Genomic DNA, 14653 nt, shown 5'->3' with positions numbered 1-14653 from the left:
CACGCCCGGCTCGGAAACGGCCAACGCGCACTTTCTACGTTTCCAACGATTGCATACGTTTCAGCCAGGTATCAGCAATAATACCCAGGCCGACCGGGCTTCACCCCGGCAGGCCGTCGGGTCTTGCCTGGCACAGCAGGCGAGCGTAGCTCAGGGCATAGAGCGCGTAGGCGAGCAGCCACAGCAGGCTTGCCCCCAGCACGCCGAGTACCAGGTAATGCTGCGGCCAGGCCAGCGGCGCGCCGGTGCGCAGCACCGTAGCGGCGAGCAGGCAGACCAGCGCCGCCCAGATCGGCCGCGGCAGCTCGAGCGGGCGACCGGTATGGCGCAGGCCGGCGATGCAGAACACGGCCAGCACCGCCGTGCCGATAGCCCCCAGGAAGAGCGCATGGCGCCCGGCGTAGTCGGGCCAGCCATTCAGCAGCGCGGCTAGACCCACCAGCGCCAGCCCAACGGTCAACCAGACGTAGGCCAGGGTGAGCAGCAGCAAGTAGAGCCGGCCCATGGCGCGCCCCCAGGGCCATTCGGCGAGGCGGTCGGCCTGGGCGGCGGCTGCCGCCAGGGCGATCCAGCCGGCCACCGGATGGCCGCGCGCCACGAAGTCGGCCACCACGAAGAGCAGCAGCGCCGTCACCGCCAGGTGCTCGCGTGCCGGGGTGAAGCGCACCGGGCTCGGGGTGCCGCTGGCGGCCACGGCCGCCATGGCCACCACGCGCACGATGCGCGAGGCGGTCACGGCGATCATCACCAGCAGCAGGTTGGCCGCCAGGTGCAGCCAATCCAGCGGTACGAAACGCCCCGGCAACACGCCGACCCAGGCCAGGTGGAAGCCGAGCTGAGTGACCGCGAAGAGCATGAGCAGGATGCCCAGGCTGAGATGGCGCCGCCCTTCGGGGGAGAGCAGCGCCGGCAGCGCCCACGCCACCAGCGTCAGCGGAAAGGCCAGGTTGACCGCGGCCACCAGCGCCGGGGGAAACCAGCCGGCCAGCCACATCGTGGCCCGTCCGGCCAGCCACAGCAGCACCAGGGCCGCCAGGGAGGCACCGGTGAGCGGCGCCACCTTGGCCCAGGAGGGGATGGCAGTGAGCAGAAAACCGGCCAGCGCCGCGGCCACGAAACCGAACAGCATCTCGTGGGCGTGCCACAGCAGCGGCGGCATGCCGGTCTCCAGGGTCAACTGCTGCAGCAGGCCGCCCACCCAGGGCACCAAGGCCAGCGGCGCATAGAGCGCGGCGAGCAGAAAGAAAGGGCGAAAGCCGTAGGCCAGCAGCGCAATACGTTGGCCGGGAATCGCAGTCGACGAGACAGGCATTGGGGTCTTCTCCGGTGGGCGGATCAGGTATCGGCCAGGTAGAAGGCATCATCGGGCAGGCCGCCGCCGATGAAGCCGCTGGAGAGCTCGGCCAGCGCCGAGAAGAAGCTCTCCAGTGCCGGACGCGCCTCCTGGGCCGTACGCATCTCCAGGCGCGTGCGGGCGATGGCCCCCTCGAAGACCGGTGCCGGCAGCGGCGCGTGTTCGGCGCCGAGCGTCGCGGCCGCTTCGGGATGGGCGTTGACCCAGGCCACCGCCTCGCCCACCGCGCCCTGCATGGCGGCAATCCAGTCGGGATGCGCCTCGAGCAGCTCGCGCCGGCAGATCACCCCGGCCTGGGGCAGCGCCGCTGACCCGCCGGTGAGCCGCGCCCACTCCTGCTGAAGATCGAGCTCCCGCGGCTTGATGCCGAGCGAGCCGGCCTGGCGACGGGTGGCGGTACGCATCGGCTCGGGCAAAACGGCAGCGTCCAGCCGCTGAGCCAGGAACAGCTGCACCGTCTCGAAGGGGCTGCCCTGATAGACGATGGTCAGGTCTCGCCCCACTTCCAGCCCCTCGCGGGCGAGCAGGTAGCGCAGCACCAGGTCGGGCATGTCGCCACGCCACGGCACGCCAACACGCTTGCCGGCCAGGTCGGCGAGGCCCGCTAGCGGGCCCTCGAGGGCGAGCAAGCCCAAGGTGCCCCAGACGTTGACGTTCATCAGCACCACCGGCACGCCGCGGTTGTAAAGGTTGGCGGCGACATTGGTGGGCGTGGCGGTAAGCTGCACCTCGCTGCCGGCGATCCAGGCGCGCAGCTGGTCGGGGTCGCGCCAGGCGCGCAACTCGCTGCCGCCGACCAGCTCGTCCAGCCGCGCGTCAGCAAGCGCCCGGGCCAGGATCACCTGGGGCAGACCCAGCGGCGTGGCGGCGCGCAGGCCGGGCTGGGCGGCCAGGCTCAGGCCCGGCAGCGCGGCCAGGGTGGCGGTAGCGGCGGCGAACTGCAGCAGCTGGCGGCGTCGGCTATCGATCATGCACTCACCTCGTCGGGTCGAAACAGGAAGCTCTCGGCCACCGCAGGATGGCGCAGCAGGGCACCGGCGGCCTCGTAGAGAAAGGCGGTATCACGCTCGGCAAAGGGGCGCTCGACGCGGGTCTCGTGAACGATGCGCCCCGGCGCCGGCGACAGCACCACCACACGATGTCCCAGGCGCAGCGCCTCGGTCAGGTCGTGGGTGACCATCAGCGAGGCGATGCCGCGGCGCGCCAGCAGGTCGAGCAGTAGCATCTGCGCCTCGCTGCGCAGGCCCACGTCCAGGGCGCTGAACGGTTCGTCGAGCAGCAGGCAGTCGGCCTCCACCGCCAGGGCGCGAGCCAGGGCGACGCGCTGCTGCATGCCGCCGGAGAGCTCGTGGGGAAAGTGGTCGTGACGATCGGCCAGGCCCAGCTCGGCGGCGAGCGTCCGGGCCCGGGCCCGGCGCTCGCGGCGCGGCACGCCCGCCGCCTTGAGTCCCAGGGCGATGTTATCGAGCAGGCGCCGCCACGGCAGCAGGCGCCCCTCCTGGAAGACCACCGCGCTGCGGTGGAAGCTGTCTTTCACGCCCCCCTCGGTAGGCGTGACCAGGCCCGCGGCGATACGCAGCAGGGTGGTCTTGCCGCAGCCCGAGGGCCCCACCAGGCATACCGACTCACCCGGCGCGAGCGTCAGGCTCACCCTGTCGAGAACGCGGCTCATGCCGAAGACATGACCGACGGCATCGAACTTGAGCATCACGCCACCCCCCGCCCGGTCTGGCGCCAGGGCTCCATGCGCCGCTGCAGGGGCCGCAGCAGGCCGTGCTCGGCGACGATCAGCAGCGCCACCACCAGCAGAATCCAGGCCATGGCCGCGGCGGTGTCGAGATTGACGCGGGCCACCGCGAGGCCGGCGCCGATGCCGTTCTCGGTGGCGAACAGCTCGGCCATCACCGCCACCTTCCAGGCCACGCCCAGGGCGGTGACCAGTGCCGGGAAGACGTAGGAGACGATGTGTGGCAGGTAGACATCGAACAGGCGCATCAGTGGTGGCAGGCGGAAGGTGTCGGCCATCTCCTGGAGGCGACGATCCCGCGTCAGTGCGCCCATCTGCGCCCCGGCGAAGGCCACCGGCAGGGTGGTGGCCATCACGGTATAGACCGTGGCCATCGAGCCGCTGCCGAACCACAGGATGGCCAGCACGATCCAGGCGATCGGCGGGATACCCAGCAGCACCGTGGAGAGCGGCTGCAGTGCCCGCCCCAGGGTGCGCGAGAGCCCCGCCAGGATGCCCAGCGCCGTGCCCGCCAGCGCCGCCAGGGCAAACCCCGCCATGGCGCGCCCGGTGGTGGCCAGCACGGCGCTGGCCGCCTCCCCTTCACGGGTCAGGCGGACCAGTGCGGCCAGGGCATCCCGCGGTCCCGGCAGCAGGAAGCTGCCGTAGGCCTGGCTGCCCCACTCCCACAGCGCCACGAACAGCAGCACGCCGGTGAGGCTGCCGCCCCAGCCGAGGAGCGTCTCGATGCCTCGCGTCGCTAGCGAATGCCTCATGCCCTTCTCCAGAAAGCAAACAAGAATGATTGGATTTTGCTCCACTTGCCCCGCCGCTGCGTTGATGCCGGTCAACCGAAAGGGACCGCGCCGAAATGGCCGTGAGACGCCTTCACTGACGCAAGTCAAAATGAGAATCCTTATTAAATGTATTCTACATGCATCTTTTTACCCGGAGGCCTCCATGCGACCATCGACCACTCTCACCCCACTTGCCCTGGCCATTGCCGGCGCCCTGAGCCTGCCGGCCGGCGCCGCGGAACCCACCCCGGATTACGCCCTGCCGAGCCTTACCGTCACCGCCAAGGGCTATGCCGCCGACGAGCTCGACACGCCCAAGGCCACGCTGCGTCTCGACCCGCGATCAGAGCCGGTGACCGAGACCGTCGGCAGCCTGTTCCGCGGCGAGCCGGGCACCGTCGTGCACAGCGACGGGAGCTGGGGCCAGAACCCGGTGCTGCGCGGCTTGAAGAAGGAGAGCATCGTGCTGCAGGTGGATGGCGTACGCGTCAACTCCGCCCAACCGGCGGGCGCCCTGGCGTCGTTCGCCAGCCTCGGCCTGCTCGACAGCGTCGAGGTGGTGAAAGGCCCCGGCTCGGTGCTGCATGGCAGCGGTGCCCTGGGCGGCGCGGTCAACCTGCGCACGCCGGACGCCGAGTTCACCGATGCGCCCTCGGTGCGCGGACGCTTTGCCACCAGCACCGGCAGTGTCGACGAGAGCCTCGGCGGCGGTGCCGTGCTGCAGCTCGCCGATCGCGACCACGCCCTGGTGCTGGGCGCCAGCGGCCGCGACGTCGGCGACTACGACACCCCCGAGGGGCGGGTCGAGAACAGCGGCTTCGAGTCCGGCGCCTTCCTGCTCAAGTACGCCTTCCGCCTGGCCGACGACCACCGCCTGACGCTCAACGTGCAGGGCCAGGAGGATCGCGACGTCTGGTACCCCGGTTCGGCCAAGCCCGGCCCGCATCCGGCGCTGGGCACCCTGACCATCCACTCGCCGCGCCAGCAGCGCGAGCTCTATGAGCTGGGCTACACGGGCGAGGTGGGCCCGGGCACCCTGGAGGCGAGCCTCTACCGTCAGGAGATGTATCGCGAGATCCGCGCCTGGTCGAGCGGCCAGGCGCGCAACCAGGTATGGAACGACGTTACCTTCACCACCGACGGTGCCCGCACCCAGTACCGCCTGCCGCTGGGCGAGCGCCACCTGCTGACGGCTGGCGTCGAGGCCTGGGAGATGAGCGGGGACCCGCAGCGCTTCCAGTTCAATTCGCCGCTCTCTGACAACGCCGTGCCCACCTCACCTTTCCGCAAGGGTACGCTCGAAAGCCGCGCCTTCTTCGTCCAGGACGAGGTACTCTTCGACGACTGGACGCTGATGGCGGGGGCCCGCTACGACAGCGTGACCGGCGATGCCGCCATCAAGGGCAGCGGCCCGAGCGCCACCACCGAGGGCTTGGAGAACACCAGCGACACCCTCTCCTGGTCGCTGGGTGCGATCTATAACGTCTCACCGCTGGTCAATCCCTATGTCAGTCTGGGCTCCGCCTACCGCGCACCGGACATGCGCGAGCGCTTCGAGGACGCCGCCCGCGGCGACGGCTACTTCCACATCGGCAACCCGCAGCTCGATCCCGAGCAGTCCACCAGCCTGGAGATCGGCCTCAAGGGACGCAGCGAACACGGCGAGTACCGCCTGGCCGCCTTCCACACCCGTATCGACGACTACATCGCCGGCCGGGTAACGCCTCAGACCCATCCCAAGAATGGACTGCCGATCAAGCGCACCGAAAACCTCGACCAGGTAGAGATCCAGGGCGTGGAGGCGGGCTTCACCCTGCCCCTCAAGGGTCAGCTGGCCGGGGGCCACTGGGAGCTCGACGGCAGCCTGACCTGGCTGCGCGGCACCAACGAGCAGGACGACGAGCCGCTCCACCAGATGCCGGCATCCGAGGCGACGCTGGGCATCGGCCAGCAGCCGCCCACCGGCTTCCACTGGCACGCCCAGGTGCGTGCCGTGGACGACCAGGATCGCACCGCGGACATCTTCTCCGGCGGTAACGAGCAGGCCACGCCGGGCTACGCCACCGCCGATCTCGGCCTGGGCTGGCGCTTCGGCGAGGCCGCCGGGCTGTCGTCGCTGGAGGTGGGGCTGGATTTCAACAACCTCTTCGACCGCGGCTACCGCGAGCACCTCACCGACCAGCCGAAGGGCGGGGAGCTCCTCGCCCCGGGCTTCGGCGCGGTGGCCACCCTGCGCGGGCGCTTCTGATCTGACACTTCCGAACCAGCGCTTCCCGACCGCCCCTCCCGCGGGGCGGTCAATTCACGACGAATCGGGGGTGGCAAAACGTGCGCTTTCCTTCCATGATGTGGAGGTCGTCATTTTCTTGATGGAGCAACATGAGTACGGCACGTCCGATTACCAGCGCGGAACGCAGTGAACCTCCGCCTAGCTGCCCTGACCTCGACGTCAGGGATCTGGAAAAACGTACACGCCTCATGCGTATCGTCACCCGGCTGATCGCCGTCTCCGACCTCGGGAGCCGCGAAATCGCCCGCCGCGCTGGCCTGCCGGTGCAGAAGATCAGCGACCTGCTCGCCGGCCGCCTGGAACACCTCTCGGTGGATGAACTGCGCCTGGTCTATCGCACCATCGACCCGGAGGGCGCCCCGCACTAGCCAGCCGTCTCGAGATTGCTCCCACGCTGAAACGCTTCGTCACTCCGACGAGGCGTTCGTGGGTTTCCGGCTTCGTTGGTTTCCGGCAAGGAACTCGCAGCTGCGGGCGCGGCAAACGCCTACCCGAGCAGCGGGCACCGGATCAGTTCTCGCGCTGCTCGTAAGCTTCGGCCGCCTGGACAGCGTCCTTCTTGCTGTCGTGCTGGGAGACGATGACCTCGTTCTCGGGTTCCGTCTCGTCGACCACGTTCCACCCGATGACATTGTGATGGATACCGTCGACATCGTAGACGGGCTCGATGCGTGCTTGCTTGTTGCTCGCCTTGGGCATTCTCCCTCCCGGTCTGTGACACTGGCTGGGCCTCTTCTCCTCAACCTAGCCAAGGTGCCAGCGGCTTGCCAACCGTCGCGACCAGGGGACCGCCCGACCTCCCTCGACGGTAGGTCGGCCCGCGTCACTCCTCTTGATCGGTCACCGCCCCGGTGCTGGCCGAGCTGACCTGCCGCGCATACTTGGCCAGCACACCGCGGGTGTATCGCGGTGCGGGTTGGCGCCAGGCGGAGCGACGGCGCATCAGTTCCTCGTCGCTGAGGGCCACCTCGATGGTGTCGGCCTCGGCATCGATGGTGATGGTGTCACCATCCGCCACCAGCGCCAGCGGGCCCCCGTCGAAGGCCTCGGGCGTCACATGCCCCACCACGAAACCGTGGCTGCCCCCGGAGAAGCGCCCGTCGGTGATCAGGGCCACCTCGCTGCCCAGGCCCCGGCCCATGATCGCCGAAGTGGGAGTGAGCATCTCGCGCATGCCCGGCCCGCCCTTGGGTCCTTCGTAGCGGATCACTACCACGTCGCCGGCCACCACGGTGCCGTCGTTGATGCGCGCCTGGGCCTCCTCCTCGGAGCCGAACACGCGTGCCGTGCCGGAGAAGCGGGTGCCCTCCTTGCCGGTAATCTTGGCCACCGCCCCCTCCGGGGCCAGGTTGCCGTAGAGGATGCGCAGGTGGCTCTCGGCCTTCACGGGCCTGTCCAGGGGCGCAATGATCTGCTGGTCCTCGGGGTAGGGTTCGACGTCGGCGAGGTTCTCGGCAAGCGTCTGGCCCGTCACCGTCAGGCAGTCGCCGTGGAGCATGCCCGCATCGAGCAGCGTCTTCATCAGCGGCTGGATGCCGCCGATCTCGACCAGCTCGCTCATCATGTAGTGGCCGCTGGGTCGCAGGTCGGCAAGCACCGGCACGCGCTTACCGATCGCGGTGAAGTCGGCAAGCGATACCTTGACGCCAAGGGTGCGCGCCATGGCGATCAGGTGCAGCACGGCGTTGGTGGAACCGCCGAGTGCGATCACCACGGTGATGGCGTTCTCGAAGGCCTGGCGGGTCATGATGTCCGAGGGCTTGAGATCGCGCTCGAGCAGCTCGAGCACGGCGGCACCGGCCGCCTCGCAGTCGGCACGCTTCTCGCTGGAGACCGCATTCTGCGCCGAACTGCCCGGCAGGCTCATGCCCAGCGCCTCGATGGCCGAGGCCATGGTGTTGGCGGTGTACATGCCACCGCAGGAGCCGGGCCCGGGAATCGCCGTCTCCTCGATCTGCTTGAGCTCGATGAGGTCGAGATCGCCGCGCGAATGGGCCCCCATGGCCTCGAACACCGAGACGATGTCGGTATGCCCCTTGCCCGGCAGGATGGTGCCGCCGTAGACGAACACGCTCGGCCGGTCGAGCCGCGCCAGCCCCATCAGGCAGCCCGGCATGTTTTTGTCACAGCCGCCGATCGCCACCAAGCCGTCGAAGCCCTCGCAGCCGGCCACCGTCTCGATGGAGTCGGCGATCACCTCGCGCGAGACCAGCGAGTACTTCATGCCCTCGGTGCCGTTGGCAATGCCGTCGGAGATGGTGATGGTGTTGAAGACCACCCCCTTGCCGCCGGCCGCGTCGGCCCCGGTGCAGGCGTGTTCGGCCAGTTCGCCGATATGGCTGTTGCAGGGCGTGACGTTGCTCCAGGTGGAGGCGATGCCCACCTGGGGCTTGGTGAAGTCGCTGTCGGTGAAGCCCACCGCACGCAGCATGGCACGGCTGGCCGACTTGCCGACGCCGTCCACCACCGGGGCGGAGTGGCGGCGGCGTGAATCCTCGGGCGTATCGCTCATGGGCGGCCTCCTCGGTTGTGTCAGGGGTGATCTACAGAGGGTGGCCGCCTCGGCGCCGCCTGGCAACCGTGCGCAGCACGCTGACGGAGCACGGCGCGATTCGCCGATTCCCCTTCCCCGCCGTCACCCTGCTACCCTAGGCAGTCGGCAGACCCGGCCGCGCGCCGGCAACGACACCCCAACCCACAAGGAGCGACACCATGCGTGCTCTCATCGCCGGCCTGCTGATGGCCACCGCCCTGCCCGCCCTCGCCGACGGCCAGGCCACCATGGAAAGCGGCAGTGGCCAGAACCACGCCACCATGGAAGTGAGCTGGGCCGGAGACAACCTGCGAATGGACTTCCCCGGCCAGCCCCAGGCCGGCTTCATGCTGCTCAAGGAGGGCAAGGGCTACATGGTCAGCGAGATGCAGGGGCAGACCGTGATCATGGAGATGGCCAAGCTCAAGGCCATGGCCGAGGGACTGGGCGGCAACGACGCGGCGATTGCCGGTCAGCAGGCCAGCGAAGTCAACACCCTCGAGGCCAGCGGCGAGACGGAGACCGTGGCCGGCATCGAAGGGGAGGTCTACCAGCTGACATGGACGGACAAGGCCGGCAACCGGCACGAGGACGAGCTGGTGCTCAGCGACGACACCCGGGTGCGTGAGCTCTCGGCCGGCTTCGATGCCTACCAGCAGTCCATGACCGACGAACCGGACGCCATCGCCGTCGCCCTGGCCGAGCGCGAACTGGGGCTGCTGCGCTTCGGCGACCGCTTCCGCCTCACCTCACTCAGCGACGAAAGCCCGGACGCCTCGCGCTTCGAACTCCCCGAGGATGCTCAGAGCTTCGAGGAGATGATGGGCTCCGCGCTCTCGCAGTAACGGCCTCTCGCCAGTCGCGCCGCGGCACGCCTCAGGGCGTGCCGCCACGCCGAGCCGGACGTGCCCAGGCGATCAGCAGGCTGATCAGGCTAGAGGCAAGCAGCGCCCCCAGGAAGGGCGGCAGGGTCGGCACCCCGCCGGGAAAGCTCGCCGCCAGCAGGCCGGCCGAAAGGCTCCCTTGGGCCACCCAGCCCGGCAGCACGGCGCCGGCGAGCCCGGCCACCCCACCGGCCACGGCCGCCAGCGGGCTCATGCGCCGCCACAGCCCCAGCAGCACCGGCACCACGATCGCTGCACACAGCAGGTCGGCGATCAGGAAGAGGCGCAGCACCGAGAGCCCCTGCAGCGCCACGACCACCACCGGCACCATCAGTCCCACGGTGACCAGCCGCGCCGCGCGAATCGACAACCCCTGCCGGCCGCCGCCCGCCACCACCAGCGAGGCGATACCGTTCTGCAAGGTATCCACGCTGGAGGCCACCAGCGTCACCGCCAGCACCAGCGCCGGCAGGGCCAGCCAGCCCGGCGCCTCGCTGAGCAGCGCGAAGAAGGGAATCGGCGGCTCGCCCAGCGCCACCCCGGCCATGGCCGCCAGCATGCCCAGGCCACCCACCACCGCCACGACGACCACGGTGATACCACCCCCCAGCCAGGCGCCGCGGCCCAGGGCACGCGCATCCCGCGCCGCCCACACTCGCTGCCAGTAGCCCTGGTGAAAGAGGTTGGCCGCGGTCACGGCGATAATCAGCGTCAGCGCCACGCCGAGCGCACTCCCGGCCGGTATCGCTGGCAGGCTGGCATCGGCCGGCATGGCGGGCAGTCGCGTGAGCGCCACCCCGCCCACCAGGGCCAGCAGGGCGATCAACAGCCACCCCTGCCAGCGATCGGTGGCAAGACTCGCGCGCAGGCCGCCCACTGCGGTGTAGAGCAGCGTGGACACCGCCACGCCCATCACCACCAGCGCCGGCGGCACGTCGGAGAGCAGCGCGGTGATCGAGCCGATGGCAGTGAGCTCGGCGGCCAGGAAGCAGGCCATGTAGAGGACTGATACCAGCGACACCCAGCGGCGCACGCCGGCACCGTAACAGGCCTCGGCGAACTCGCCGATGCTGCGCCCCTCGGGCAGGCGGCGGCGGATCGCCGGGCCGTAGAACCCCAGCACGATGAACGGCAGCGCCGAGCCGATGGCGTAGCCGGCCAGCGCCAGGGGCCCGACAAAGGCGCCGATCTCCGGCGGGGCAAAGAGAATCCAGGCCCCCATCCCCGAGGCCAGGAAGGAGAGTCCGAGCGTCTGGGCGCCCTGGGAGTTGCGCGCGGTCACGTAGTCGTCGAGGGGGCCATCGGCTCGACGGGCGCGCAGCCCCAGGACCGCAAAGCACAGGAGCGCCGCGCCGAGCACGGCTGACGTCAGGTAGGGCATGTCGCACTTCCTCCGCCGGTATGAACCGGATCAGGTTCCAGGGTCAGCGCCTCGCGCTCTCTCAGCCCCGTCTCGCGGAACGAACCGGGACTCCCCTGGCGACAGTGAATGGATTGTGGCCTAAACAGGCCAGCCGATCATCTTCGGCCGTGGCGAGGCCCCTGTAAAGTCGAGTCAAGCTTCCATCAGCAGCCGCCAATGGTCATACTGGCGACCACCACCCGTCGGACGCCAGCGACACCGAGACCCGCCCATGCCCTACACCGAAGCCAAGGAACACGCCCCCGGCCGCCTTCACGCCATCTTTGCCGAGCCCTACACCGCCTTCGACAACGAGGTCATCGAACGGCTGCTGCACCTGCGCGTGGCCATCGATACCTTGATCCAGCGGCCCATGAAGCAAGAGCGGCTCCGGGTGCGCATCATCCATGGCTGGGAAAACGGCGGGTTCGAGCCAGCCGAGCTGAAGCACAGCGACCATCGCATCGCCTCGCTGGACGACTTCACAGCGGTGACGCAGCGCTACCAACAAGCCCTCGAGGACCAGCAGCCGCTGCCCCAGGACGACGCCACCTCCCTGCTCGCCGAGCCGCTGGCCGAGGCGATCGCCCTCGCCGAGGCCCGGGGTCAGCACCTCGATGAGGAAACGCGCACCATCCCCGCCCGCTGGCCCGCCTTCGAGCAGGGGCTCTACCTCTACACCTTCTTCAAGGTCTACCACCGCCTCACCTACGGCGAGGACGACACCTACCGCTCCATTTACTGCGAAACGCCCGACGGCCCGCGCGAGGTGCACGAGTTCCATGTCGAGGAAGGCGAGTTCGCGGTGGTGGCCCCGACCCAAGGGACCAGCGGCGACAGCCTACTGGTACTGCACATCAGCCAGCTGGCGCCGGTGCTGCAGCTGCTGGAGGAGTGCCAGGTCGCACCTCAGTACTGAGCGCCAACGATGGGCATCCTCCACACACGACCGCCTCACTTCTCCCGCGGCACCCGCCCCATCAGGTAGAACTCCGGGTTGGGCGGCGTGCCGGTTAGGGTCACCAGGCGGTTGGAGAGGGCGAAGAAGGCGGCGATGGCGCCGATATCCCAGATGTCGTTGCAGGTGAAGCCGACCTCGATCAGGCGCGACTCCCACTCATCCGTGAGCTCCCCCAACTCCAGGCCGCAGTACAGGGCGAAGTCGAGCATCACCCGATGGCGCTCGCTGATCGGCGCGGTGCGGTGATTGACGGCCACTTGATCGGCGAGCAGCGGATTCTTGCTGTAGATGCGCACCAGCGCGCCGTGCGCGACCACGCAGTAGAGGCAGCGGTTGCGGGCGCTGGTGGCCACCACGATCATCTCCTTCTCCGCCTTGGAGAGGGTGTCGGACTCGCGCTCCATCAGGGCGTCGTGGTAGGCGAAGAAGGCGCGGAACTCGTCGGGCCGATGGGCCAGCATCAGGAAGACATTGGGCACGAAGCCCGCCTTCTCCTGGACGGCGAGGATGGCGTCGCGGATATCCGCGGGCAGGTCCTGGATATCCTCGGGCACGGGGAAGCGGCTGATGGCGTTGGACATGGTGGCTCCTGGCCTTGTGGTTGTTGTCAACGGCACCACGATAGCAGTTAACGTTAACGTCAACATACCTGCAAAGGTCGAAGCTCACAGACTTTCACCTCGCCTCTCGGGCACTATGCCGGCCTCGCCTCTTCGAAAAGTTCCGCAGGCATCGGGTACTTCAGCTCCCAGGTCATTGCGATCGGGCGATCGCCCTGGTAGCTCTTCAGCGCCTTTGCCGGCCCCAGGAAGATAAAGGGAGCCGTCTCACCTTCGATGCGCTTGGTCAAGCGGGCAAAGAACAGGATGGTATAGCCACGCTCTTTGAAGTGGAGATAATTCTGCCCGGCGCCGCTTGCCTGGGTCGTATTCGACTGGCTTTCCCAGTGCAGAAGCGTAGGGCTGATGGGATAGTCGCGATAGCGCGTGGTCGGCGAAAAATCGCGCTCATCCTTTCGGAACGTGACTAGGTGAATATAGGCGCGGATTTGCTTGGCATGGATGACACCTACACCGGTGGCTCCTGGCTTTTCCAGGCTGGCCAAGCCCAGCAGGGACTTTATCTCGGGGGTCCCGTAGGCGCCATGCAACAGAAGGTCACACTCGAAAGGAAGCTCGTCGAGCCTGTGCATCGGCACATGCTGATGCTCGCGCCGCCAAGCGGCGATCTCAGCTGCATCCGCCGCCACGCTGGGGTTTGCTCGCCACTTCTGCAGCGACTGGTCGAGGTCGTCAACGCCAACCGCCGCGCCCTTTCTGCCCCAGAGCAGATAATGGAGCGCGGTCTTCTTGGCAGCGTCGTAGCGTCCCGTCGGCTCATCTACCTGGTCATCGGTTTTACCGAGATCTTCGATGGCCTTGAGGAGTGCCGGGTCGCTACGCAGGGCGATACGTGCTAAGGCCTTGCGCGCCTGGTCAAGATCGGGGTCGTTGGGTGGCGGCCTACATTCGGCCTTAGCTTTCCACGCCGACCAGCTTCGCGGGGCTAGCACCTGAACCGGAGAGAGGCCGGTCACCTCCAGGAAACGGCCAAAGGTGAGCGGTTTGCCCACCTCTTGAGACCAGGTTCGCAGGGTCTCCGGAATAAAATGATTTAAATCATTGAGCACTGAGCGAATTTTTCCCAGCACCCGCTCGCGAGCCACCCTCTCGAGCTGGATACTGCAGCCGGGCGGCAGGCTCGGGAAGTCGGCCTCCACTTCACGATCCAGCCGCTGACGCTGTCCGGAAAGCAGCGCAGTAAACTTGGTATCCAGCCGATATCGCCGGTGGGTCTGCCCGACGAAGTCGAGCACGGTTAGGCACTCCTTGCCGGGCGCATGACGCAGCCCACGCCCCAATTGCTGCAGGAAGACCGTGAGACTCTCGGTGGGACGCAGGAACATCACCAGGTTGATGTCGGGCACATCCACGCCCTCGCTGAGGACATCGACAGTAAACAGGAACGGCAGCCGGCCCTCGCGAAAGGCGCGCAAACGCTCGTCACGTCGCTCAGGCGGCGTATGCCCCAGCAGGACAGCGGCGCGGTACTCCTCGCCCAGTTGATTAAAGCACTCGGCCATGTACTCGGCGTGACGCACACCGGCGCAGAACCCCACCGCGCGCACGCCTTGCAAGTCGGGCTGATAGCGCGCCAGCGCCTGCCGGACGGTATCCACTCGCTGCCAGGCTCGGAAGTCATCGCCGGTCAGCAGGTTTTCCAGCTGGCGGCTGTCATAGTGGCCATTCTGCCAAAGGCGATCGTCACTGAGATCGACGCTGTCGCTGACGCCGAAATAGTGAAAGGGACACAGCAGCTTCTCTTCCAGCGCCTCGGGAAGGCGGATCTGCGCGGCGAACTCACCGTCAAAGTCCGGCAGGATGCTGCTGCCATCCTGACGTTCCGGCGTGGCAGTCAGCCCCAGCAGCAGTCTAGGGCTTAGTTCGTCTAGCAGACCTCGGTAACTGCTAGCAGCACCATGATGGGCCTCATCGATAACGACATAGTGAAAGTGCTTCGCTCCTAGCGACTCCCAAGGGCGCTGACGATTGAGCGTCTGTACGGAAGCAAAGAGGTGGTACTGCTCGAGGGGCGTGTGGCCAGCCAGAGTTATAGTCAAATCTGGTGGATGGAAGTCAGGCGGCAGTCCTGTCTGACTGATCGATT

General features: G+C 68.0%; 13 protein-coding genes and 1 riboswitch. Of the genes, 4 read left to right on the top strand and 9 right to left on the bottom strand.

Annotation, left to right across the window (positions count from 1 at the left end; all coding sequences use genetic code 11):
- Positions 1-100 precede the first annotated feature (100 nt).
- From FEF15_RS11775 to FEF15_RS11760, 4 genes are read right to left on the bottom strand one after another with little or no spacing between them, the layout of a single operon-like run.
- The gene (locus FEF15_RS11775) at positions 101-1312 is read right to left on the bottom strand and encodes an NnrS family protein (RefSeq protein WP_163559366.1); all 1212 of its coding nucleotides are present in this window, start codon (positions 1310-1312) and stop codon (positions 101-103) included.
- A gap of 23 nt (positions 1313-1335) precedes the next feature.
- Positions 1336-2325 (bottom strand): MqnA/MqnD/SBP family protein, encoded by a 990-nt coding sequence (locus tag FEF15_RS11770; RefSeq protein WP_163559365.1) that lies wholly within the window; start codon positions 2323-2325, stop codon positions 1336-1338.
- Positions 2322-3062 carry an ATP-binding cassette domain-containing protein gene (locus FEF15_RS11765; protein ID WP_163559364.1) on the bottom strand — a complete coding sequence of 247 codons (741 nt, stop codon included), beginning with the start codon at positions 3060-3062 and terminating at the stop codon, positions 2322-2324. The genes FEF15_RS11770 and FEF15_RS11765 overlap by 4 nt, the downstream gene beginning before the upstream one ends.
- On the bottom strand, positions 3062-3856 hold the full coding sequence (locus FEF15_RS11760) for an ABC transporter permease subunit (RefSeq protein ID WP_163559363.1): 795 nt from the start codon (positions 3854-3856) through the stop codon (positions 3062-3064). The genes FEF15_RS11765 and FEF15_RS11760 overlap by 1 nt, the downstream gene beginning before the upstream one ends.
- A gap of 184 nt (positions 3857-4040) precedes the next feature.
- Between FEF15_RS11760 and FEF15_RS11755 the strand changes: the two genes are divergently transcribed.
- Together FEF15_RS11755 and FEF15_RS19625 are read left to right on the top strand one after the other, a co-directional pair.
- Positions 4041-6125 (top strand): TonB-dependent receptor, encoded by a 2085-nt coding sequence (locus tag FEF15_RS11755; RefSeq protein WP_163559362.1) that lies wholly within the window; start codon positions 4041-4043, stop codon positions 6123-6125.
- A gap of 131 nt (positions 6126-6256) precedes the next feature.
- A complete protein-coding gene (locus tag FEF15_RS19625; protein ID WP_163559361.1) occupies positions 6257-6535 on the top strand; it encodes an XRE family transcriptional regulator in 279 nt (92 codons plus the stop codon).
- A gap of 142 nt (positions 6536-6677) precedes the next feature.
- Here the strand turns inward: FEF15_RS19625 and FEF15_RS11745 are convergent, their stop codons facing one another.
- Together FEF15_RS11745 and ilvD are read right to left on the bottom strand one after the other, a co-directional pair.
- Positions 6678-6866: a hypothetical protein gene (locus FEF15_RS11745; RefSeq protein WP_163559360.1), complete on the bottom strand. Its 189-nt coding sequence runs from the start codon at positions 6864-6866 to the stop codon at positions 6678-6680.
- A 124-nt stretch (positions 6867-6990) separates the two neighbouring features.
- On the bottom strand, positions 6991-8679 hold the full coding sequence (ilvD, locus tag FEF15_RS11740; RefSeq protein WP_163559359.1) for a dihydroxy-acid dehydratase: 1689 nt from the start codon (positions 8677-8679) through the stop codon (positions 6991-6993).
- Positions 8680-8879: 200 nt separating this feature from the next.
- Between ilvD and FEF15_RS11735 the strand changes: the two genes are divergently transcribed.
- Entirely contained in the window at positions 8880-9545 is a 666-nt protein-coding gene (locus FEF15_RS11735; protein WP_163559358.1) for a hypothetical protein, read from the top strand.
- Positions 9546-9576: 31 nt separating this feature from the next.
- Here FEF15_RS11735 and FEF15_RS11730 read toward each other — a convergent pair whose 3' ends face one another.
- Positions 9577-10965 (bottom strand): sodium:solute symporter, encoded by a 1389-nt coding sequence (locus FEF15_RS11730; protein WP_163559357.1) that lies wholly within the window; start codon positions 10963-10965, stop codon positions 9577-9579.
- A riboswitch (TPP riboswitch) is annotated at positions 10955-11072 on the bottom strand. Its footprint overlaps the gene before it by 11 nt.
- Positions 11073-11218: 146 nt before the next feature.
- Between FEF15_RS11730 and FEF15_RS11725 the strand changes: the two genes are divergently transcribed.
- On the top strand, positions 11219-11905 hold the full coding sequence (locus tag FEF15_RS11725) for a hypothetical protein (RefSeq protein WP_163559356.1): 687 nt from the start codon (positions 11219-11221) through the stop codon (positions 11903-11905).
- Between the two features lie 35 nt (positions 11906-11940).
- Here the strand turns inward: FEF15_RS11725 and FEF15_RS11720 are convergent, their stop codons facing one another.
- A complete protein-coding gene (locus FEF15_RS11720) occupies positions 11941-12528 on the bottom strand; it encodes a peroxidase-related enzyme (protein WP_163559355.1) in 588 nt (195 codons plus the stop codon).
- A 113-nt stretch (positions 12529-12641) separates the two neighbouring features.
- On the bottom strand, positions 12642-14653 hold a 2012-nt coding region (locus FEF15_RS11715; protein ID WP_163559354.1), incomplete at its 5' end, for a DUF3427 domain-containing protein.

The organism is Halomonas sp. NO4 (genome assembly GCF_010994375.1).
Classification (GTDB): Bacteria; Pseudomonadota; Gammaproteobacteria; order Pseudomonadales; family Halomonadaceae; genus Halomonas.
The sequence above is the reverse complement of the archived record's forward strand: the minus strand, read 5'-3'. Positions and strand labels throughout refer to the sequence as shown.